Annotated in this window: 18 protein-coding genes and 1 tRNA gene; 6 read left to right on the plus strand and 13 right to left on the minus strand. The window is 70.2% G+C overall.

Translation table 11 applies throughout. The features are described from left to right. Positions 1 to 11: 11 nt before the first annotated feature. Positions 12 to 1,115, plus strand: a complete 1,104-nt coding sequence (locus ACIPQB_RS20580) for a hypothetical protein (RefSeq protein WP_446487121.1) — start codon at positions 12 to 14, stop codon at positions 1,113 to 1,115. A gap of 64 nt (positions 1,116 to 1,179) precedes the next feature. Here the strand turns inward: ACIPQB_RS20580 and ACIPQB_RS20585 are convergent, their stop codons facing one another. The 3 genes from ACIPQB_RS20585 to ACIPQB_RS20595 all read right to left on the minus strand — a co-directional run bounded on the left by ACIPQB_RS20585 (position 1,180) and on the right by ACIPQB_RS20595 (position 2,916). Further along, the gene (locus tag ACIPQB_RS20585; protein WP_446487122.1) at positions 1,180 to 1,533 is read right to left on the minus strand and encodes a hypothetical protein; all 354 of its coding nucleotides are present in this window, start codon (positions 1,531 to 1,533) and stop codon (positions 1,180 to 1,182) included. A gap of 145 nt (positions 1,534 to 1,678) precedes the next feature. Further along, the gene (locus ACIPQB_RS20590) at positions 1,679 to 2,509 is read right to left on the minus strand and encodes a hypothetical protein (protein ID WP_446487123.1); all 831 of its coding nucleotides are present in this window, start codon (positions 2,507 to 2,509) and stop codon (positions 1,679 to 1,681) included. A gap of 316 nt (positions 2,510 to 2,825) precedes the next feature. Next, a tRNA-Ser gene (locus ACIPQB_RS20595) sits at positions 2,826 to 2,916 on the minus strand. A gap of 132 nt (positions 2,917 to 3,048) precedes the next feature. On the opposite strand from ACIPQB_RS20595, the gene hfsE reads away from it, so the two are divergent. Genes hfsE through hfsH form a run of 4 tightly spaced genes read left to right on the plus strand, consistent with a single transcriptional unit; the run spans position 3,049 to position 7,733 of the window. Beyond that, positions 3,049 to 4,572, plus strand: a complete 1,524-nt coding sequence (gene hfsE, locus ACIPQB_RS20600) for a polysaccharide biosynthesis protein HfsE (RefSeq protein WP_446487124.1) — start codon at positions 3,049 to 3,051, stop codon at positions 4,570 to 4,572. Between the two features lie 10 nt (positions 4,573 to 4,582). Beyond that, a complete protein-coding gene (gene hfsF, locus ACIPQB_RS20605; RefSeq protein ID WP_446487125.1) occupies positions 4,583 to 6,025 on the plus strand; it encodes a polysaccharide biosynthesis protein HfsF in 1,443 nt (480 codons plus the stop codon). A gap of 5 nt (positions 6,026 to 6,030) precedes the next feature. Continuing rightward, entirely contained in the window at positions 6,031 to 6,960 is a 930-nt protein-coding gene (gene hfsG / locus ACIPQB_RS20610) for a polysaccharide biosynthesis protein HfsG (RefSeq protein ID WP_446487195.1), read from the plus strand. Next, a complete protein-coding gene (gene hfsH / locus ACIPQB_RS20615) occupies positions 6,960 to 7,733 on the plus strand; it encodes an oligosaccharide deacetylase HfsH (RefSeq protein ID WP_446487126.1) in 774 nt (257 codons plus the stop codon). The genes hfsG and hfsH overlap by 1 nt, the downstream gene beginning before the upstream one ends. 632 nt (positions 7,734 to 8,365) lie before the next feature. On the opposite strand, the gene ACIPQB_RS20620 is transcribed toward hfsH, so the two are convergent. The 9 genes from ACIPQB_RS20620 to ACIPQB_RS20660 all read right to left on the minus strand — a co-directional run bounded on the left by ACIPQB_RS20620 (position 8,366) and on the right by ACIPQB_RS20660 (position 15,726). Next, positions 8,366 to 9,238: an arylamine N-acetyltransferase family protein gene (locus ACIPQB_RS20620; protein ID WP_446487127.1), complete on the minus strand. Its 873-nt coding sequence runs from the start codon at positions 9,236 to 9,238 to the stop codon at positions 8,366 to 8,368. 46 nt (positions 9,239 to 9,284) lie between these two features. Continuing rightward, positions 9,285 to 10,244: a GTPase Era gene (gene era, locus ACIPQB_RS20625; RefSeq protein WP_446487128.1), complete on the minus strand. Its 960-nt coding sequence runs from the start codon at positions 10,242 to 10,244 to the stop codon at positions 9,285 to 9,287. Between the two features lie 58 nt (positions 10,245 to 10,302). Then, positions 10,303 to 11,082, minus strand: a complete 780-nt coding sequence (locus tag ACIPQB_RS20630; RefSeq protein ID WP_446487129.1) for a hypothetical protein — start codon at positions 11,080 to 11,082, stop codon at positions 10,303 to 10,305. Further along, the gene (gene rnc / locus ACIPQB_RS20635; protein WP_446487130.1) at positions 11,083 to 11,790 is read right to left on the minus strand and encodes a ribonuclease III; all 708 of its coding nucleotides are present in this window, start codon (positions 11,788 to 11,790) and stop codon (positions 11,083 to 11,085) included. Positions 11,791 to 11,797: 7 nt separating this feature from the next. Beyond that, entirely contained in the window at positions 11,798 to 12,646 is an 849-nt protein-coding gene (gene lepB, locus ACIPQB_RS20640; RefSeq protein ID WP_446487131.1) for a signal peptidase I, read from the minus strand. Between the two features lie 156 nt (positions 12,647 to 12,802). After that, positions 12,803 to 12,985 (minus strand): hypothetical protein, encoded by a 183-nt coding sequence (locus ACIPQB_RS20645; RefSeq protein WP_446487132.1) that lies wholly within the window; start codon positions 12,983 to 12,985, stop codon positions 12,803 to 12,805. 85 nt (positions 12,986 to 13,070) lie between these two features. Then, positions 13,071 to 13,637 carry a nuclear transport factor 2 family protein gene (locus ACIPQB_RS20650; protein WP_446487133.1) on the minus strand — a complete coding sequence of 189 codons (567 nt, stop codon included), beginning with the start codon at positions 13,635 to 13,637 and terminating at the stop codon, positions 13,071 to 13,073. Beyond that, on the minus strand, positions 13,634 to 14,341 hold the full coding sequence (locus ACIPQB_RS20655) for a hypothetical protein (protein ID WP_446487134.1): 708 nt from the start codon (positions 14,339 to 14,341) through the stop codon (positions 13,634 to 13,636). Before ACIPQB_RS20655 ends, ACIPQB_RS20650 begins: the two co-directional genes overlap by 4 nt. A gap of 2 nt (positions 14,342 to 14,343) precedes the next feature. After that, positions 14,344 to 15,726: a phenylacetate--CoA ligase family protein gene (locus ACIPQB_RS20660; protein WP_446487135.1), complete on the minus strand. Its 1,383-nt coding sequence runs from the start codon at positions 15,724 to 15,726 to the stop codon at positions 14,344 to 14,346. A gap of 190 nt (positions 15,727 to 15,916) precedes the next feature. On the opposite strand from ACIPQB_RS20660, the gene ACIPQB_RS20665 reads away from it, so the two are divergent. Then, complete coding sequence (locus ACIPQB_RS20665; RefSeq protein ID WP_446487136.1) at positions 15,917 to 17,080, plus strand: NADH:flavin oxidoreductase; 1,164 nt, start codon at positions 15,917 to 15,919, stop codon at positions 17,078 to 17,080. Here ACIPQB_RS20665 and ACIPQB_RS20670 read toward each other — a convergent pair. After that, entirely contained in the window at positions 17,074 to 17,943 is an 870-nt protein-coding gene (locus ACIPQB_RS20670) for a hypothetical protein (protein WP_446487137.1), read from the minus strand. The genes ACIPQB_RS20665 and ACIPQB_RS20670 overlap by 7 nt on opposite strands. Positions 17,944 to 17,999: the final 56 nt, after the last annotated feature.

Here is a 17,999-nt window from a genome sequence, read left to right on the forward strand (position 1 = left end):
AGAGCTGAAGCATGGCCATGAGCAGGCGGGCGGTGGCGGGGCTGGGGGTCCTGGGGCTCAGTGCGGCGGTCACGGGCGGGGTGGTGCTGTTTCGCGACCGGCCCGAAGTCCGCGGGGCCTTGGGCGACGTCGACCTGATCAAGGGCTATGCCGGCGGCGAGAAGATCGGCTTCGTCGAAAATCCCCGCACGATCGCCGCCCTCAAGCAGCACGGCCTGGCCCTGGCGGCCGAGCGGGCCGGTTCGGTGGAGCAGGTCCGCGACCCGACCTTGCTGGCCACCAAGCCGCAGTTCCTGTGGCCCAGTTCCAGCCCGCTGGTCGACCTGGCCCGGCGCAGCGTCAAGATCCTCAAGGACGAGGTGATCTTCAACTCGCCCATCGTCATCTATTCCTGGGCCCCGATCGCCGAAGGCCTGGTCCGCGCCGGCCTGGCGACCAAGGAAGGCGCCCACTACTATATCGACGCCCGCGGCCTGATCGACGCCGTCCTGGCCCGTCGATCCTGGAGCGAGCTGGGCCAGCCCGACCTTTACGGCCGGATGCGGCTGATCGCGTCGGACCCCAACAAGTCCAATTCCGGCTTCATGTTCGCGGGCCTGGCCGCCAACCTGCTGGCCGGCGACGTCGCCACCCTCGACACCCTGCCGGCGGTTCTGCCCAGGCTGGTCGACCTGTTCCGGGGCATGGGCTTCAAGTCCAGTTCCTCCGGCAAGGTGTTCGACGACTACGTGGCCGGAGGCCCCGGCGCCCAGCCGATGGTGGTCGGCTACGAGAATCAGCTGGTCGAATGGATCCTGGCCGACAAGGAGCGCTGGAAGCGCATCGCCGCCGCCGCCGGGCCGGCCAAGCCGGTGGCCCTCTATCCCAAGCCGACGGTCTATTCCGCCCACCCGCTGATCGCCCTGGACCCGCACGCCCTGCCGCTGATCGACACCCTGATGTCGCGGCCGCTGCAGGAGATCGGCTGGCGCGACCATGGCTTCCGCGGGCCGCTCGGCGCGGTTGGAGCAGAGACCGACCCGATGATCGCCGGTCGCATGCCGGCCCAGATCGCCGCCGTCGCCCCGATGCCCGACATCGAAGTCATGCTGAGCATTCTCAAGGCCCTGGCCTGAACGCCAGGCGGGCGTTGGGGAAACAGGCGCCAAATCGCGACGCGCGCCAGGTCGGGTCAGAGGATCATCGCCGGCGGCCGGTGGCGCGAAGAAAGTCGATGAGGGCGCCGGGCTCGTCGGTCTGGAAGGTGTCGAAGCCCTGAGCGATCAGTTCGCGCCAGGCCGAGCCGCCGCCCCTGAGGCTTTCGATGTCGCCGCCGACGCCGACGACGCTGACCACGCCCACGGCGGTGAGCGTGTTGGCCCAGCGCCGAATCTTCAGACGGCGGGCGACTTCGACGGCGTCTTCGGCTTCCCTGGGCGTCAGATAGACCATCTCCACGCCCACCAGCCGATGGCGTCCGGCGGCCTGGGCGGCGATGACCCGGGCCACGTCGGCGGGGAGCGGCGAGTCCACCCAGCGACCGATGATGGGCATGAAGGGCGCGCCGTCGAAGGGGCCTGGTCGGCCAGGGGCGGCCGCTCGTCGGTCACCAGCTTCTTGACCAGCACATCGTCGCCCATGCCGGCGGCGCGGGCGGCGGCGATGACCTCGGGATAGATGTCCTCCTTGATGTCGAGGTTCAAGTGAAGGTCACCACCTGACCGTCGCGGCGGCGATCACTGAGTACGTTGCCGGCCGCGTCATAACCGTACTGTTCATAGTCGCTCGTCGAACTGGTCGAGCCGCTGGTAGCGGTCGGGTAGCGGGTCTTCACCAGACGATCGAAGCCGTCGTACTCGTGGGTGGTCAGATTGCCCTTGCCGTCGGCGTCCCTCGCGTACTGGCCATTGGTTGTGTAGGTGACGGCTTGCTCGACCCGCGGCGCGCTGGTTCCATAGCCACTGGTTATCTGGGTGGCACGGTCTGCGTTGTCGTAGGTGGTGTAGGTGATGCGGTCAGCGCCATCAGTCCTGGCCGAATCCAAGGTGCAGGCCGAGGCTGGCAGCGCGCCGAACGCTGCTGTGTTCATCCTTACCGCCGTGCAGATCGGGCGATTGGCCGTGTCATAGGCGTACTGGGTCACCGCCTGGGTGGCGCCGCCAGCGATCTGGCTGGCCTGGCTCTTCCAGCCGATGGCGTCGTAGTTGGTCGCCGTCTGATCCAGGGCTACGAAGCTCGACATTGAGCCTTCGGCCTGCCCGGTGGCCGTTCCGGCCTTCACTGACGTCACCTGGCCGCTAGGATTGTAGGTCGTGCGGGTTGCCCGATAGAGAAGTCCTCCCGCCCCGTCCGGATCGGGGCCAATCACTCCGAGCACCTGGCGCATGGCGTCACAATAGGTGCGGGTGGTGTCGGCCGAACCGGCCAACGGCCCGTTGACCGTTTCCAGATTGTCATACTGGTCATAGGTCATTGCTGTCGTGGCGCTCAGCGAGCCGTCGCCAGCCCCGCTGGTCACCGTCAGCGGCAAGAGGTTGCTCGCCACCCCAGAGCTGCCCGCCTGGTAGCTGGTGGTGGTCTTGACCTCCAGTCATGAGCCGATGCACTCCCAGGGCCCCGAGGCACATTGTGAAGTGGCGGTCGGCAAATAGATCGGGCTGGCCGCCAAGCAGCTAGGCCACGCATCGTTGGCCATGGTGTTCAAGGTCTACGCGAAATGGATCAACCGAGCCGACAAGGGGGTTGAGGCCGCCAAGGCGAACGCCGTCGTCGGCGCCCAATTGTCCCCGAATTGTCCCCGAATGGCCTCCGGAAAGAGAAGGCGACTTGATTTCATTGAGAAAGGTTGGCGGAGACGGAGGGATTCGAACCCTCGATACCCTTTTGGGGTATGCCGCTTTAGCAAAGCGGTGCCTTCAGCCTCTCGGCCACGTCTCCTCCTGAGAGGGAGCGGTTCGATAGCCTGTTCGCGACGGCATGACAATCGAGCGCGCGGGAAAAATCCACGTTAACGCGCCGCTTAGATCGCGCGACTAGGTTGAACCTTGTTCTGCAGCGCACCTGAGGCTCATGTCGTCCGTCATCACACATCCGTTGGAGACTGAGCAAACCGCGGTGACGGAGGCTTTCGCGCCGCCGCCGGCGCGTCCGGTGATCGAGGTCGAGGACGCCGCCGCCCTGGGCCGACGCGGGCCGTTCCGGCCGGGCCGGCTGGTGCCGGCCAGGGCCCGAATGCAGGTGCAGGGCCTTTCGCGGTTTTTCCACCTGGCCGACGCGGTCGTCGCGGTCGCGGCCACCGCCACGACCATCGTCGCGGCCCGGCTGACGCCCGCCGCCTTCGCGCCGCTGGTGCTCGGGGCCCTGGCCCTGCCGCTCGCCCTTCACACGCTGGAGGCCTACGCCTTCCGCCGCCGCGAGACCTTCCAGCGCCACGGCCTGCGGGTGCTGGCCGCCCTCGGCTTTGCGGCCTTGACCGTAGCGCTGTCGACCCTGGCCTCCGGCGCCGCCGGGTTCGCTCCGCCGATCCTCGCCGGCTGGGGCCTGGGCCTGGGCCTGATGATCGGCCTGCTGCACCTGGCCTGGTGGCGCATGGTCGACCGGGGCCGCCGCGAGGGCCGCCTGACCCCCAATGTCGTGGTGGTCGGCGCCACGGACCATGCCGAGCGCTTCATCCGCTCGGCCCTGGCCACCGGCGACGTCAATGTGCTGGGCGTGTTCGACGACCGGGCCGAGCGCGCGCCTTCTCACGTTTTGGGCGTGCCGGTGCTGGGCGACACCGGGACCCTGATCGACCATCGCATCATACCCTATGTCGACCGAGTGGTGATCGCGGTCGCCTCGACCGCCGAGGCCCGCATTCGCCAGTTGGTCGCCCGGCTCGAGGTGCTGCCCAATCCGGTCAGCCTGTTCGTCGACGTCGGCCGCGAGGCCGAGCGCAACGCCGCCCTGGCCCGCTTCGTCGACCTGTCGGGGGCCGCCACCGACGCCCGCCGCGCCTTCTTCAAGCGCGGCCAGGACCTGGTGATCGGCGGCCTGGGTCTGATGCTGGCCCTGCCGGTGATGCTGGTCACCGCCGCGGCCATCAAGCTGGACACCCCGGGGCCGGTGTTCTTCCGCCAGCGCCGCCACGGCTTCAATAACGAGGAGATCCTCGTCTGGAAGTTCCGTTCCCTGCGCCACGAGATGGCCGACGCCCACGCCGCCCGCCAGGTCACGGCCGACGACGACCGCGTCACCCGGGTCGGCCGGTTCATCCGCCGCACCAGCCTCGACGAGCTGCCGCAGCTGTTCAACGTGCTGAAGGGCGAGATGTCGATGGTCGGTCCCCGACCGCACGCGGTCGGCATGAAGACCGGCGACGTGGAGTCCGCCAAGCTGGTCGCCTGCTACGGCCATCGCCATCGCATGAAGCCCGGCGTCACCGGCTGGGCGGCGATCAACGGTTCGCGCGGGCCGGTCCACACCCCAGAGCAGGTGCGCGAGCGGGTCGCCCTGGATATTGACTATATCGAGCGCCAGTCGTTCTGGCTGGACCTCTACATCATCGCCATGACCCTGCCCTGCCTGCTGGGCGACCGGTCGGTGGCGCGCTGAGGGCGGGACGATGTTCTGGCGCGGCGTCCTGGGCTATCTGCCGGTCAACATCGCCCAGGGGGTGGTGGGGCTGCTCACCATCGTCCTGTTCACCCGCGTCCTGACGCCCGAGCAGTACGGGGTCTACGCCCTGGGCTTCTCGGCGCTGAGCCTGACCCAGACCCTGCTGCTGACCTGGACCGAGGCGGCCATGGCCCGGTTCCACGCCCGCCAGGAGGCCGACGGCCGGCTGGCCGACCATTTCGCCACCCTTTACCGCCTGTGGCTGGTTCCGGCCCTGGCCGTGCCGGTCATCGCCGCCGGGGTGCTGCGCCTGGCTCCCCTGCCCGCCCCGCTGAAGGTCGCCGTCGCCGCCGCCCTGGCCGCGGTGGTGGTCAAGAGCCTGGCCAAGCTGTCGCAGGAGCGCCGCCGGGCGGCCGGCGAGGTCTCCGGCGCGGCCCTGCTCGACATCGTCCAGACCGTCGGCGGCTTCGCCCTCGGCCTCGGCCTGGCCCTGGCCGGCCTGGGCGGCGCGGCCCCGCTGCTGGGCATGGGCGCGATCTCGCTGCTGTGCCTGGTCTTCGTGCTGCCCGCCGACCTGGCCCGGGCCCGCGGCGGACGCTTCGCCCCGGACCTGGCCCGGACCTACGCCGCCTACGGCCTGCCGGTGGCCCTGTCGCTGATCCTGGCCCTGGTGCTGTCGACCACCGACCGCTTCCTGCTGGCCGCCTTCCTGAACGAGCGGACGGTCGGGATCTACCATGCCGGCTATTCGCTCGGCAGCCGCACCCTGGACGTGGTGTTCATCTGGCTGGGCATGGCCGGCGGCCCGGCCATGGTCGCGGCCCTGGAGCGCGGCGGCCAGCCCGCCCTGCGCGACGCCGCCCGCGAGCAGGCCGGTTTCATGGTGCTGCTGACCCTGCCGGCCGCCGTCGGCCTGGCCCTGGTCGGCCGGCCGCTGGCCCAGCTGATGGTCGGGCCGGCGCTCAGCGCCGGGGCCGGCGCGGTCGTGCCGTGGATCGCCCTGGCCGGCTGGCTGTCGGGCGTGACCACCTATTACCTGCTGCAGGCCTTCACCCTGGGCAGGCGGACGCTGCTGCTGATCGCCTGCATGGCGGTTCCGGCCGGGGCCAATGTGGCGCTGAACCTGCTGCTGATCCCGCGCTTCGGCCTGGACGGAGCGCTGTGGGCGACCGCCGCCAGCTATGGGATCGGAGCCCTGGCCGCCGCCGTCCTGGGCCGCCGGGCCTGCCCGCTGCCCCTGCCCTGGCCGAGCCTGGCCAAGGCCGGCCTGGCCTGCGCCCTGATGGCCGCCGCGGTGCTGGCCGTGCCGGCGTTCGGCGGCATCGTCGAGCTGGCGGTCAAGGCCTCGCTGGGAGCCCTGGTCTATGGCCTGGTCGTCCTGGCCCTCGACGCCGACGGCCTGCGCAGCCGAGTGACCGACCTCGTCCAGCGCCGCCTGAAGCCGGCATGAGCGACATGACCAGTCCCGCCCGCGAAATCCTCACCGACAACGCCGCCTGGGCCGGAGCCCGGCCGCGGCTGTCGGTGCTGATCCCGACCTATCGCGACGATCCGAGCGCCCTGCTCCAGGCCCTGGACGAGCCGGGGGTCTCCGCCGAGATCGTGTTGCTGGACGACGGCGGCGGCGACGCTGCCCTGGTCAGGCGCATGGCCGAGCGGCTGTCGCGCCTGAAGCTGCCGGCCCGGCTGGTGCAGCTGTCGCACAATGAGGGCCGCGCCAAGGGCCGCAACCGCCTGGCCCGCCACGCCCGCGCCGACCACCTGCTGTTCCTCGACAGCGACATGCTGCCCGACCCGCTGGGCTTCCTGGCCCGCTGGACGGCGGTGGCCGAGACCGGCGCGGCCGTGGCGTTCGGCGGCTTCACCCTCGACCAGACGCCCCGCCGGCCCGAGCACGCACTGCACCGGGCCATGGCCCTGAAGAGCGACTGCACCCCGGCCCCGGAGCGGGCCAAGGCCCCGGAGAAGCACGTCTTCACCTCCAACCTGCTGGTCCGCCGCGACGTCTTCGAGACCGTGCGCTTCGACGAGGGCTTCGCCGGCTGGGGCTGGGAGGACGTCGAATGGGCCATGCGGGTGGTCGCCCTGCATCCGATCCTGCACATCGACAATTCGGCCACCCATCTGGGCCTCGACACCGCCCCGGCCCTGGCGGCCAAGTACGAGCAGTCGGCGGCCAATTTCGCCCGGGTGGTGGCCGGCCATCTCGACCTGGTCCGCCGCTATCCCAGCTATCGCGTGGCCAAGGCCATCAAGCCGCTCCCGCTGCGCGGCGTCTGGCGGCCGTGGCTCAAGGCCCTCGCCCTGGCCGAGGCGGCGCCGACGCCGCTGCGGGCCCTCGCCCTGCGGCTCTACCGCGCCGCCCTCTATTCGGACGCCGTCTGATGCAGACTTCGCATGAAAAGGTCGACGCCTACGAGCCTGACCGCTCGCTGAAGGGCAAGTTGCGCCGGCGGCTGATCCGCCTGGCCCATCGGCGGCCGGCCCGGGTGCGGCTGGAGCGGCCGATGGTGTCGTTCAGCTTCGACGACGCGCCGGTCACCGCCTGCGAGGCCGGGGCCCGGGTGCTGGAGCAGCGCGGCCTGCGCGGCACCTATTATTTCGCCGCCGGCCTGGCGGGGCGCGACGGGCCGATGGGCCGGTTCGCCACCGGCCAGGACGCCGCCCGGCTGCACGCCGCCGGCCACGAGATCGCCTGCCACACCTTCTCCCACCTCGACTGCGGCCAGGCCTCGCGCCAGGTCGCGCTCGACGACGTCGACCTCAACGGCCGCCATCTGGCCGACTGGGGAACCGGCGAACCGGTCAGCTTCGCCTATCCCTATGGCGACGTCGCCGCCGCGGCCAAGACCGCCCTGGCCGGCCGCTTCAAGACCCTGCGGGCCCTGCACCACGGCCTGATCGCCGACGGCGCCGACCTCAACCAGGCCCCGGCCGTCGGCATCGAGGGCGAGGACGGCGAGGCCGTGGCCCTGGACTGGCTGGACAAGGCCCATCGCCGCAAGGCCTGGCTGATCCTCTACACCCACGACGTGGCCCCCGAGCCGTCGCCCTGGGGCTGCACGACGGCGGCGCTGGAGCGGCTGGTCGACGGGGCGGTGCTGGCCGGCTTCGACGTGGTCACCGTCGCCGAAGGGGCGCGGCGGATCGGGCTCTGAGGTGCGCGGCTTCGCCGCCTCACGCGGACGCCCGCTGAGTCGATGGGGAGGGTGCGAAGCGCCCGGGCCTCGCCCGGAATAGCTTTGATGTTTGTTACCGTTTCGACGAAGTGCAGGCGCTTCGCGTGGAACCGTTATCCGGAAGCCTTCGGGTCGCGGATTTTTAACCCGCTCCGATGGAGGCCCCCGACGGGCGGAGGGGCGGCTAACCCCGTCCGGACCGCGCGGGCGATTTCAGCCCGCGCCTGTGGCGACTGTCTTTCGGCTCCGCGGAGGTGTTCCCGCCGTCCGACCGGAAGACTGAAGGTCCGTCCGGATCCTCCCGCCACCCGCGCCGGCCCGAAGGGCTCCGCGCAACCGGCCGACGGACACGCCCCGCTCGACCACCCCCAAAAGCCGCATCGGTCGCCGTACGTGCGCCCTCCCCGTGCTCTTGGGTGCGAGCATTATCGGGCTGGTCTGGGAGGGTGAGGACGGAAAAAAGCGAGAAAATCGCAGGGCTTTGAAATCGTTGGGCCTGACCAGCGCCTATCCCCGCAAACCGCGGGGATGGAGCACCATTTTCCTTCTCCCCTTGCGGGAGAAGGAAAGCGCGCGGGGTGATCGGAGGTGGGCCGTCCGGCGTCAAAGCCTCAGGCCGCCGATCCCCAGGCCACGATCTTTTCCAACAGCGGCCGCCAGTCGGGCTCGACCGGCAGGCCGATCACGTCGCGCAGCACCGCTTCCAGTTCGGCGGCCGAGAGGTCGCGCTGGTCGACCAGGGCGCCGGTCGCGTCGCGGTGGGTCAGGCGGTTGTTCTTCAGGGCGTAGCGGGCGGTCGGGGTCGTGCGGCCCGCCGTCAGGCTGAAGGTGAAGTGCGAGCTGGGGTGGGCGTAGGTGTAGAAATTGGCCTGCTCGTAGTCGACGTCGGCCCAGGCGCCGGAGGCCACCTGGTAGGTCGGCGACCAGCGGCCCGAGAGGTCGGCCTGGACCTGGCGCTCGCCGCCCAGTTCATCGATCGGCAGGATGCGGAAATCGCCGTTGGGCGTGGCCTGGACGTCGTCGGAGAACAGCGCCAGCGGCGCGGTCAGCACGCAGCCCCCGAAGCCGACGTCGGCCAGCCAGGCGGCGTCGTCCCCCGGGACCCGCACCGCCAGCACCATGTGCGAGCGCGGCCGCGGCGGGGCCCCCGCCGGGGCCATCCACAGCACCCGCGCCATCCGCCCCTCGACCTGGAAGCCCAACGCCGCCAGCACCCGCTTGAGCAGGCCGTTCTGCTCGTAGCAGTAACCGCCGCGCCCGGCCCCGATCAGCTTGGCGTCGATGGCGGCCGGGTCGAGGCTGATCGGTCGGCCCAGCAGCACGTCGATATTCTCGAACGGGATGGCGTCCGGGTGCTTCTGGTGGATGGCCCGCAGCACGGCCAGGGTCGGCTCGCGCGGGCCGTCATAGCCGATACGGGCGAAATAGGCGTCGAGGTCGACCGCGGGCGCGACAGGAGCGAAGGCGGTTTCGAGCTTGGTCATGGGGTCCCGCTGTTCATCAGATCCGTGTCCGCCGAAGGTTGGGATCCTAGACGTCGAAATCCAGCCCCATGTCGTTGAACAGCCCGCGCTCCTCGGCCCAGTTCTCCTTGACCTTGACGTGCAGGAACAGGTGGATCTTGCGGTCGAGGATCTCTTCCAGCTCCTCGCGCGAGGTCTTGCCGATCCACTTGATCACCTCGCCGCCCTTGCCCAGCACGATGGCCCGCTGGCCGTCGCGCTCGACATAGATGGTCTGCTCGATGCGGGCGCTGCCGTCGGCGCGCTCCTCGAAGGCGGTGGTCTCGACGCTGGCGGCGTAGGGCAGCTCCTCGTGGACGCGCAGATAGATCTTCTCGCGGGTGATCTCGGCGGCCAGCAGGCGGGCCGGCAGGTCGGCGGTCTGGTCTTCCGGATAGAGCCAGGGACCTTCCGGCATCAGCGAGGCCAGCTTGGCCAGCAGGTCGTCGACCCCCGCCCCGGTGCCGGCGCTGATCATGAACACCTCGGAATAGACGCCGGTCTCGTAGAGGTCGTGGGCGACGGCCAGCAGGGTCTCGCGCTTGACGCCGTCGATCTTGTTGAGCGCCAGGATCACCTGGCGGCCGGCGGCCTTCAGGCCCTCGATGATGGTCTGGACGTCCTGCACCGAGCGGTGCTCGCCGGGAGTGGCGCGGCGCTCGCGGGCGGCCAGCTCGGCCTGGACGTCGACCAGGTGGACGACCACCTCGCTGTCCTCGGCCCCGCTCCAGGCCGAGCGGACCATGGCCCGGTCGAGGCGGCGGCGCGGGGTGAAGATGCCGGGGGTGTCGACCAGCACGATCTGGGTGTCGCCGGTCATGGCCACGCCGCGCACCGGGAAGCGGGTGGTCTGGACCTTCTGGGTGACGATCGAGACCTTGGCCCCGACCATGCGGTTGACCAGGGTGGACTTGCCGGCGTTCGGGGCGCCGATGATGGCGGCGAAGCCGGCGCGGGTGGTTTGGTTTTGGGAGGTGGTTTCAGTCATTGCGGGTGCGTGTAGCACCGATGGGCCGAAAAAGCCTCCCCCGTTGGGGGAGCCCCTTTCAGACCAGCGGCGCAAACGGGATCAGGCCGAAACGGCGGAGGCGCTCGTTGGCGGCGTCGGCGTAACGATGGGCGAAGGCTTCGCGTTCTTCGCGGGGCCTGGCGAAGAAGGCCGCTTCGCGCGCATCCCAATCGTCAGGCCCGCTGGCCGGAATGCGCTCGACCTTCTCCAGCCAATCGACATGGTGGCCGATCTCATGCGGCAGAGTGCGATAGAGTTGGGTGGCGCGCACGGCTTCCAGGCTCGGCGTCACGACCCACCGTGATCCGACCTGCCGGACATCGTGGCCGTCGGCGCTCAGCCGGGACAGCTCGGCCTGGCTCTCGGGTCCGAGCGAGGCCGACCATTCGATGGGCCTGGAAAGGTCCACCGCCTCGATGAACACCATGGGACCTTCGCAAAATGAGGGACGTCCCTGGCGGCCAAGGCCAGCATGGTAGGAAAGCCGCCCCCAGGCCGGCCTGAGGATCCGCTCCTTGCGCTTGGGCTGTCGCAGAACGATCGCCGCCAACCCTCCCCAGTCGGAGCGCGGCAAGTGCTCGAGCATCCGCGCGATGTCGGCCGCCGAGCAGGCGTGCACGCAGCCGCCGTGATTCTCCTCGACGACGAACAGCATCTCATAGCCAGCTATAGGAATCCGGAAGCGCTGGTGCGGGCCTAGCATGGCGTACCAGACCCGTTCTTCCGAAGAGGGCCAGGGGACAACCAGGCGATTGTCGGCGCCGTGACCCTGCTTGGCCGTTCCGATGTTGCGGTTGCGGCGAGTGGGGACGCGCACCTAGGCCCCGCCCGCCCCTTCCCGCTCCAGCAGCGCCTTGGCGGCGGCCTTCTCGGCCTCCTGGCGCGAGCGGCCCTCGGCATAGACCGGGTCCAGGCCGACCACCGTCACCTGCACGGTGAACACCGGCGCGTGGTCGGGGCCCTTGCGGTCCTTGACCGCATAGGTCGGCAGCGGCTTGCCCTGGCCTTGCGCCCACTCCTGCAGGGCGGTCTTGGGGTCGCGCGGCTTGTCCTGCCCGGCCCGGTCGAACTCGTCGGCCCACAGGTCGAGGAACACCCGCCGGGCGGTTTCCAGTCCGCTGTCGCGGTACAGGGCCGCCATCAAGGCCTCGGCGGCGCCGGCCAGGATCGAGTCGGTCTCGCGGCCGCCGATCTTGCTGGACGAGGCCGACAGCCGCAGCGCCGGCCCCACCTGCGCCGCCCGGGCGACCCGGGCGCAGGTCTCGCGGCTGACCAAGGCGTTCAGGCGCGGGGCCAGCTCGCCTTCCTTGGCCTTGGGGAACCGCTCGGCCAGGGCCTCGGCGGCCAGCAGGCCCAGCACGCGGTCGCCGATGAACTCCAGCACCTCGTTGTCGCCGGCCTTCTTGGCCCCGTCGCCGACGCTGGCGTGGGTCAGGGCCAGCTCCAGCAGCTTGCGGTCCTGGAAGCTGTGGCCGATCCGGCGCTCCAGGTCGCCGACGGCGACGGCGCGCCGATCTTTAGTCACTTGGCGGTCATTTCAGGACGCGGAAGAAGCGGCTGGGCCGGGCGTCCATGAACCAGGTCCAGGGCTTGAACAGGTGGGCGTCGGCGTTCCACGACAGCAGGATCAGTTGGGCGCGGCCCACCAGGTTCTCGGCCGGCACGAAGCCGACCCCTTCCTGCATGCCGATGTACTGGTCGTTGGCGTAGTCCCACTTGCAAACGCCCGGACCGGTCTTGAACGGCGAGACGCCCGGGTTGAAGCGGCTGTCGAGGCTGTTGTCGCGGTTGTCGCCCATGAAGAAGTAGCAGCCCTCCGGCACGGTGTAGACGCCGGTGTTGTCGCTCTCGCCGTCGGGGCCGTAATCCTGGGTCAGGTACTTGCGGCCCTCGGGATTGGTCTCCTCGAAGCGGCCGGCGCGGATGGTGCCGTAGCCGGTGTCGACCAGGGCCGAGGGCATTTCCTTGCGCGGCAGGATCTTGCCGTTGATGTAGACCACGCCGCCGCGCACCTGCACCTTGTCGCCGGGCAGGCCGATCAGGCGCTTGATGTAGTCGACATGGGGGTCGCGCGGCAGTTTGAACACCACGATGTCGCCGCGGCGGGGCGCCTTGCCCAGGATGCGGCCGTCGAACAGCGGCGGGCTGAACGGGATCGAGTGCTTGGACCAGCCGTAGCTGAACTTGCTGACGATGATGTAGTCGCCCTGGTAGAGGTTGGGCTCCATCGACGCCGACGGGATCGTGAACGGCTGGAACAGCAGCACCCGCAGCACCAGGGCGATGCCCAGGGCGTAGGCGACCGTCTTGACGATCTCGATGAACTCCTTGACCGCCCCGGTCTTCTCTTCCGGGACTTCGGTTTCGGCGGTTTCGGTCATGCGCGGAGGAGCTCTCGACAGAATGGGCTCGGACGAACCCCGACGCGCCTAGCTAGACGGGGTTTACGACGGGAGCAAGCATTCGCCCGTTAACTCGCTTTCATGTCGGGTTCGGGGCGCGCCGCTTCCGGCCGGACCGGGGCCGAAGGGCGGACTCTAGATGGTGGCGACGATCGCCAGCAGGACCAGGGCGAAGAAGGCCCAGGTGGTCAGCAGCCAGGCGAACGGGCGCCGCTGCCAGGGGGCCAGTCTCGGCGGCCGCGCCGGCCGCGCGACCTTTCGCCCCACCGTCCGGCGCGGTCGCCGGGTCTTGGCGTCGATGTCGATCCAGGTGGTCATCTGCCCCGTCCCACAACGGCGCCGTTTCCAACGCCCTGGATGACGGCGTGCAAGGCCGGGGCCGCTCGTGTCTGGCGTGAAACGCCTAGCTGGGGTCCGGACGCCGGGTGATCGCCGAGACGTCGGCCTCGGCCCAGAAGCATTTCCAGGTCGGGAAGCGCGGCAGCATCATCGGCGGAGCGTGCTTGGGCGCCGGCCCGGGCCAGCGGGCGAAATCGACCTCCTGCGGCCGTTCGGCGACGTCGCAGCTGTAGAAGAAGTCCTCGATCCGGCGGGCGAAGTACCAGGTCCCGTCGCGCCGCTCATAGGTGTCGAAATAGCAGATGGCCTGGACGATCCAGCGGTCGCCGAACTCGTGCTCGGCCCGGCAATAGACCCGGCCCTCGGCGACGTCGCCGTCGATGCGGTCGATGGCGTGGCCGGTGATGGTGTGGACCGTGCGGTAGAAGTCGCGCACCGCCGGTTCGATGAAGCCGCGCAGCGCCTCGCGTCCCCTGCCCCGCCGGCCGCAGTCGATGTCCTCGACGAACATCCCCAGCCACTCGTCGATATCGCGCCGGTCGACGGCCATGGCGTAGCGGACGGCCAGTTGCTGGATGGCCAGGTGGGATTCTATCCGGTCCAGCCGGGCCAGCACCGGGTCGGTCGTCATGCCGCAGGCTCCAGGCGGACCCTGCCGTCGGCGACGCTGCCCCGCAGGCCGGTGTCGAGCCGGTCGAAGCGGGCCGCGCGTTCGGGTCCCGAACTCACCAGGATCCGGCCCTCGACGTCGGCCTCGAGGCGCCATTCGGCGGCGTCATAAGGAGCGTCGGCCTGGCCGGGCGCGGTGAACAGGATCATCGGCCCCAGGATCGTCATCCGCTGCGGATGCAGCCCCAGCGCCTCCAGCGCCGTGGCCGCCGCGTCTCGCGCCCCGACCACCGGCAGCCCGCCCAGCACCCGGGCGGCGTCCAGTCCGAAGGCGGCCATGCCCTCGATGGTCTGCGGGCTGACCCCGAGCACGGCCTGCAGGGGGAACCGCCGGACGTACATCTCGATGCGGCCGACGTCCCACGGCGTGGCCATGCCGTTCATCACCTGGGCCCCCAGCTCGATCGCCGCCAGGTAATAGGGCCAGAACTGGCCGCTTTCGCTGTAGTTATGGACCAGGTCGATCAGCGACCCGGACCCGACGCTCAGGGCGGCCAGCTGCCGGCGGGCCCAGGCGGCGTCGGCGCGGACGTCGCGGTTCGACAGCGGATAATGGGCCAGGCCGCCGGCCGTCGGCGCGCCGCCGACCGCCCAGATCGCGTCCGGATCATCGAAGGTCAGGGCCGCCGACGTCAGGGGCGGGCTTTCCAGGGTGGCGATGGACATCCTCAGGCCTTTGCGACGCGCGGGATCTTGTGGGGCGGGCCCAGCTTGATCAGCTCGCTGTTGGGGATCAGTTCGACCGTGGGGCGGACCTTGATGCGCGCCTCGACCTGGTCGGCGACCCGGCGGGCGACATCGTCCAGGTCGGGCTCGCCGTCATAGCCGACCCGCAGCTTCAGCTCGGTCAGTTCGCGCTGGGGGCGGATGATCTGGAACAGGGCGGCGGCGGTTTCCGGCACCTCCTCGACCGCCGTCCAGATGTCGCGCGGCAGGACCGAGACGCCGTCGACCACCACCTCGTCGCCCAGCCGTCCCGCCAGCCACAGCCGGACATGCTCGCGACCACAGGCGCAGGGCGCGTTGGTGTAGCGGACGAAGTCGCCGGAGCGGTAGCGGATCAGGGGGTCGGTGCGGTTGTGCAGGGCCGTGACCACCAACTCGCCGCCCTCGCCGTCGGCCACCGGGCGATCGCTGCCCGGCTCCAGCACCTCGACGATGGCGATGTCCTCCCAGGCGTGGAAGCCGTCCTTGGCCTGGCATTCCCAGATCGTGCCGGAATCGCCCAGGCTGGAGAACTCGAACACCTTGACGCCCCAGCGGTCGAGGGTGCGCTGCATGCGCGGCCCGATCGGTTCGCCGCCATAGATGCAGGCCTTGAAGCTGGAGAACAGGTCGACCATGTCGACGCCCTTCTCGCGCTCGAGCCGCTCCAGGCCATAGATCACCGGCGAGGACAGCATGAAGAAGATGGTCGGCCGGTATTTCAGGATCCATTCGACCGCCTGCTCGACCTCGTTGGGATCGTGGTTGAGCATCAGCGGGATGGCCCCGGCGGCGCGGGTGATGCGGTGGGCCACGCCCCGCAGCACCGTGCTCAGCTCCAGCACATAGTCGCCGGGACGCAGGCCCAGGTGCCAGTATTCCCGCGGCGTGAACGGCCCCTCATAGGGCCGGTTCCAGCGCTCGGCGAAGATGGTCGGATCGCCGGTGGTGCCGGAGCTGGAGCCGATGTTGTGGACCTCGGCCCGATCGACGCACAGCACCCCGCCGAACGGGTCGCCGGTGCGGTCGCGGAACGCCCGCAGGGTGTCCTTGTCCATGAACGGCGCGCGGGCCTTGAAGTCGGCCAGGGAGGTGATGCTCAGCGGGTCGACGCCGGCCGCGCTCCAGACGTCGCGCACCACCGCCGACCGGGTCGCCACCCAGGCCAGCTGCTCCAGCAGCTTCTTCTCCTGCAGAGCGTCGATCTCGGCCCGCGAGACGGTTTCCACCGCGTCCAGGAATGGCCGGTCGCTCCATTTGGCGACATTGTCCCTCTGATACGCGACGCTGTTGCCCGACGGATTGAGGGCGATCGCGTCGGAAGGATCGGAGGCGTCGTCGAGCATGCTCGGTGTTTCCTAGTCCCGGGGAACGCCGTCTGGTGCGGCGCTGTCGCCCAGAGATATATATCGCCCAAGCCTGCGGCCGAAGCCGGCGCGCGGTTGATCGGAAATGCGATGATCGCCCCGCCGCGCTGGCGAACCCAGGACCGCGACGTCAGAGTCGGCCCCCAGGTTCCGCTTCAGGGAAGACCACATGACGGCCGGCTCCGGCGACGACAAAGGCCCGCTGTTCCGGCCGCTCACCCTGGGTCCGCTGACCTTGAAGAACCGCATCGCGATGGCCCCGATGTCGCGATACTTCTGCCCCGACGAGATCCCGCACGACGATATGGTGCAGTACTACGCCCGGCGGGCCCGCGGCGGGGTCGGGCTGATCGTCACCGAGGCGACCTATATCGGCCACCCCTCGGCCCACAGCTACGAGAACGTGCCCCGCTTCTACGGCGAGGCCTCGCTGGCCGGCTGGAAGCGCGTGGCCGACGCCGTCCACGCCGAGGGCGGCAAGATCATGCCGCAGCTTTGGCACACCGGCAGCTTCCGCGAGATCGGCATGGCGCCGGACCGCGAGGTGCCCGGCTTCGGCCCCTCCGAAAACCTCAACGCCTTCGAGAACACCGCCCACCTGACCAAGCCGATGACCGAGACGGACATCGCCGACGTCATCGCCGCCTACGCCCTGGCGGCGGCCAACGCCCAGGCGCTGGGCTTCGACGGCGTCGAGCTGCACGCCGCCCACGGCTACCTGATCGACACCTTCTTCTGGCACGAGACCAACCGCCGCGACGATCCGTGGGGCGGCCCCACCCTGGCCGCCCGGGCCCGGTTCGGGATCGAGGTGGTCAAGGCCATCCGCGCGGCGGTCGGTCCCGACTTCCCGCTGTCGTTCCGCTGGTCGCAGTTCAAGCAGCAGGACTACCGCGCCAAGCTGGCCCAGACCCCGCAGGAGCTCGAAACCCTGCTGGGCCCGCTGTCGGACGCCGGCGTCACCCTGTTCCACGCCTCGACCCGCCGCTTCTGGGAGCCGGGCTTCAAGGACCTGTCCGCGCGCAGCCTGGCCGGCTGGACCCGCGACATCACCGGCAAGCCGGTGATCGCGGTCGGCAGCGTCGGCCTGGCGGGGGTGGCCTCGACCGCCAAGACCGCCCCGGGACAGATCAACAGCGACACCGTCAGCTTCGCCGACGCCGGCCTTGACGGCGTCGAACGCGTCGAGGCGCTGATGGAGGCCGGAGAATTCGACATCATCGCCGTCGGCCGCGCCCTGCTGGCCGACCCCGACTGGGCCGACAAGGTCCGCGACGGCCGGATGGACGAGCGCATCCCGTTCGAGAAGGCCCTGCTCGCCCGCCTCTACTGATCCGGGGCGGCGGCCGTTCCCGCCGCCTCGACCAGCATCGCCATCGGGCCGAACGCCTGGACGGCCTCGAACTGGTCGGGCGAGCGCAGGCCGATCAGCCCGGCGAAGCCCAGGGCCGAAAGCGACACCCCGGCCGCCGTCTCGGTCCGGCGCGGCACGACCATCAGCCAGTCGCGGGTGATCAGCAGGTTATAGGCCGCCAGCTCAGGTCCGTCCTGCGGCTCCAACATGGCGTAGGCGTTCTCCACGGCGGCCAGCAGCCGCTCGCTCGCCGTCGCCAAGTCATCGAAGGTCCCGGCCGGGATCCCGTAGAGCCGGTGGGCGAACGGCAGGGCGGGCGAACGGCCCGCCGTCCACGGCGTCGCCGGGGCCTGGACCGCCGGGGCCAGCGGCGGGTGGTAGTCGGGGATGAACTGCAGGTGGCGATGCCTTTGGCTGGCCCCGGCCGCGCTGCCGCTGTTGAAGAACACCAGTCCCGGCGACTGGGCCAGCATCAGGGCGCAGGCCTCCAGGTCGGCGCGGGTCAGCGGCGCGGCCTGCTCGACGAAGGTGCGGGTGATCAGCACCAGGTGCCCGGCGAAGGACTGGAACTTGTTGAGGATGGCCACATGGCTGTCCGACAGGTCGGCGACGAACAGGTCCTGCTCGAACGGCAGGAACGGGTTGGTCGAGGACCGGTCGCCGGCCCGCGGGACCTTGCCCGCCAGGTCCTTCATCGCCAGGGTCGAAAGCCATTCGACCGAGAAGGTCAGGCCCGCGTCCGCGATGACCCGCTGCTCGAGGACCAGCGGCAGCAGGGCGCCGGCCGCCAGGGCGTGGGCCTCGGCCCGGGCGATCGCCGCCTTCAGATCGAACTTCGCCATCGTGGGCCTCCCCTGCGTTTCGCCGCCACTGTTCCCCCAGCCGCGGCCGATCGGCG

Source organism: Caulobacter sp. LARHSG274 (genome assembly GCF_052871235.1).

Bases quoted from the DNA above. Each gene is read 5' to 3' on its own strand.
- ACIPQB_RS20580 (WP_446487121.1), top strand. From the start codon at position 12: ATGGCCATGAGCAGGCGGGCGGTGGCGGGGCTGGGGGTCCTGGGGCTC.
- ACIPQB_RS20585 (WP_446487122.1), bottom strand. From the start codon at position 1,533: ATGCCCATCATCGGTCGCTGGGTGGACTCGCCGCTCCCCGCCGACGTG.
- hfsE (WP_446487124.1), top strand. From the start codon at position 3,049: ATGTCGTCCGTCATCACACATCCGTTGGAGACTGAGCAAACCGCGGTG.
- hfsF (WP_446487125.1), top strand. From the start codon at position 4,583: ATGTTCTGGCGCGGCGTCCTGGGCTATCTGCCGGTCAACATCGCCCAG.
- hfsG (WP_446487195.1), top strand. From the start codon at position 6,031: ATGACCAGTCCCGCCCGCGAAATCCTCACCGACAACGCCGCCTGGGCC.
- hfsH (WP_446487126.1), top strand. From the start codon at position 6,960: ATGCAGACTTCGCATGAAAAGGTCGACGCCTACGAGCCTGACCGCTCG.
- ACIPQB_RS20620 (WP_446487127.1), bottom strand. From the start codon at position 9,238: ATGACCAAGCTCGAAACCGCCTTCGCTCCTGTCGCGCCCGCGGTCGAC.
- era (WP_446487128.1), bottom strand. From the start codon at position 10,244: ATGACTGAAACCACCTCCCAAAACCAAACCACCCGCGCCGGCTTCGCC.
- lepB (WP_446487131.1), bottom strand. From the start codon at position 12,646: ATGACCGAAACCGCCGAAACCGAAGTCCCGGAAGAGAAGACCGGGGCG.
- ACIPQB_RS20645 (WP_446487132.1), bottom strand. From the start codon at position 12,985: ATGACCACCTGGATCGACATCGACGCCAAGACCCGGCGACCGCGCCGG.
- ACIPQB_RS20650 (WP_446487133.1), bottom strand. From the start codon at position 13,637: ATGACGACCGACCCGGTGCTGGCCCGGCTGGACCGGATAGAATCCCAC.
- ACIPQB_RS20655 (WP_446487134.1), bottom strand. From the start codon at position 14,341: ATGTCCATCGCCACCCTGGAAAGCCCGCCCCTGACGTCGGCGGCCCTG.
- ACIPQB_RS20660 (WP_446487135.1), bottom strand. From the start codon at position 15,726: ATGCTCGACGACGCCTCCGATCCTTCCGACGCGATCGCCCTCAATCCG.
- ACIPQB_RS20665 (WP_446487136.1), top strand. From the start codon at position 15,917: ATGACGGCCGGCTCCGGCGACGACAAAGGCCCGCTGTTCCGGCCGCTC.
- ACIPQB_RS20670 (WP_446487137.1), bottom strand. From the start codon at position 17,943: ATGGCGAAGTTCGATCTGAAGGCGGCGATCGCCCGGGCCGAGGCCCAC.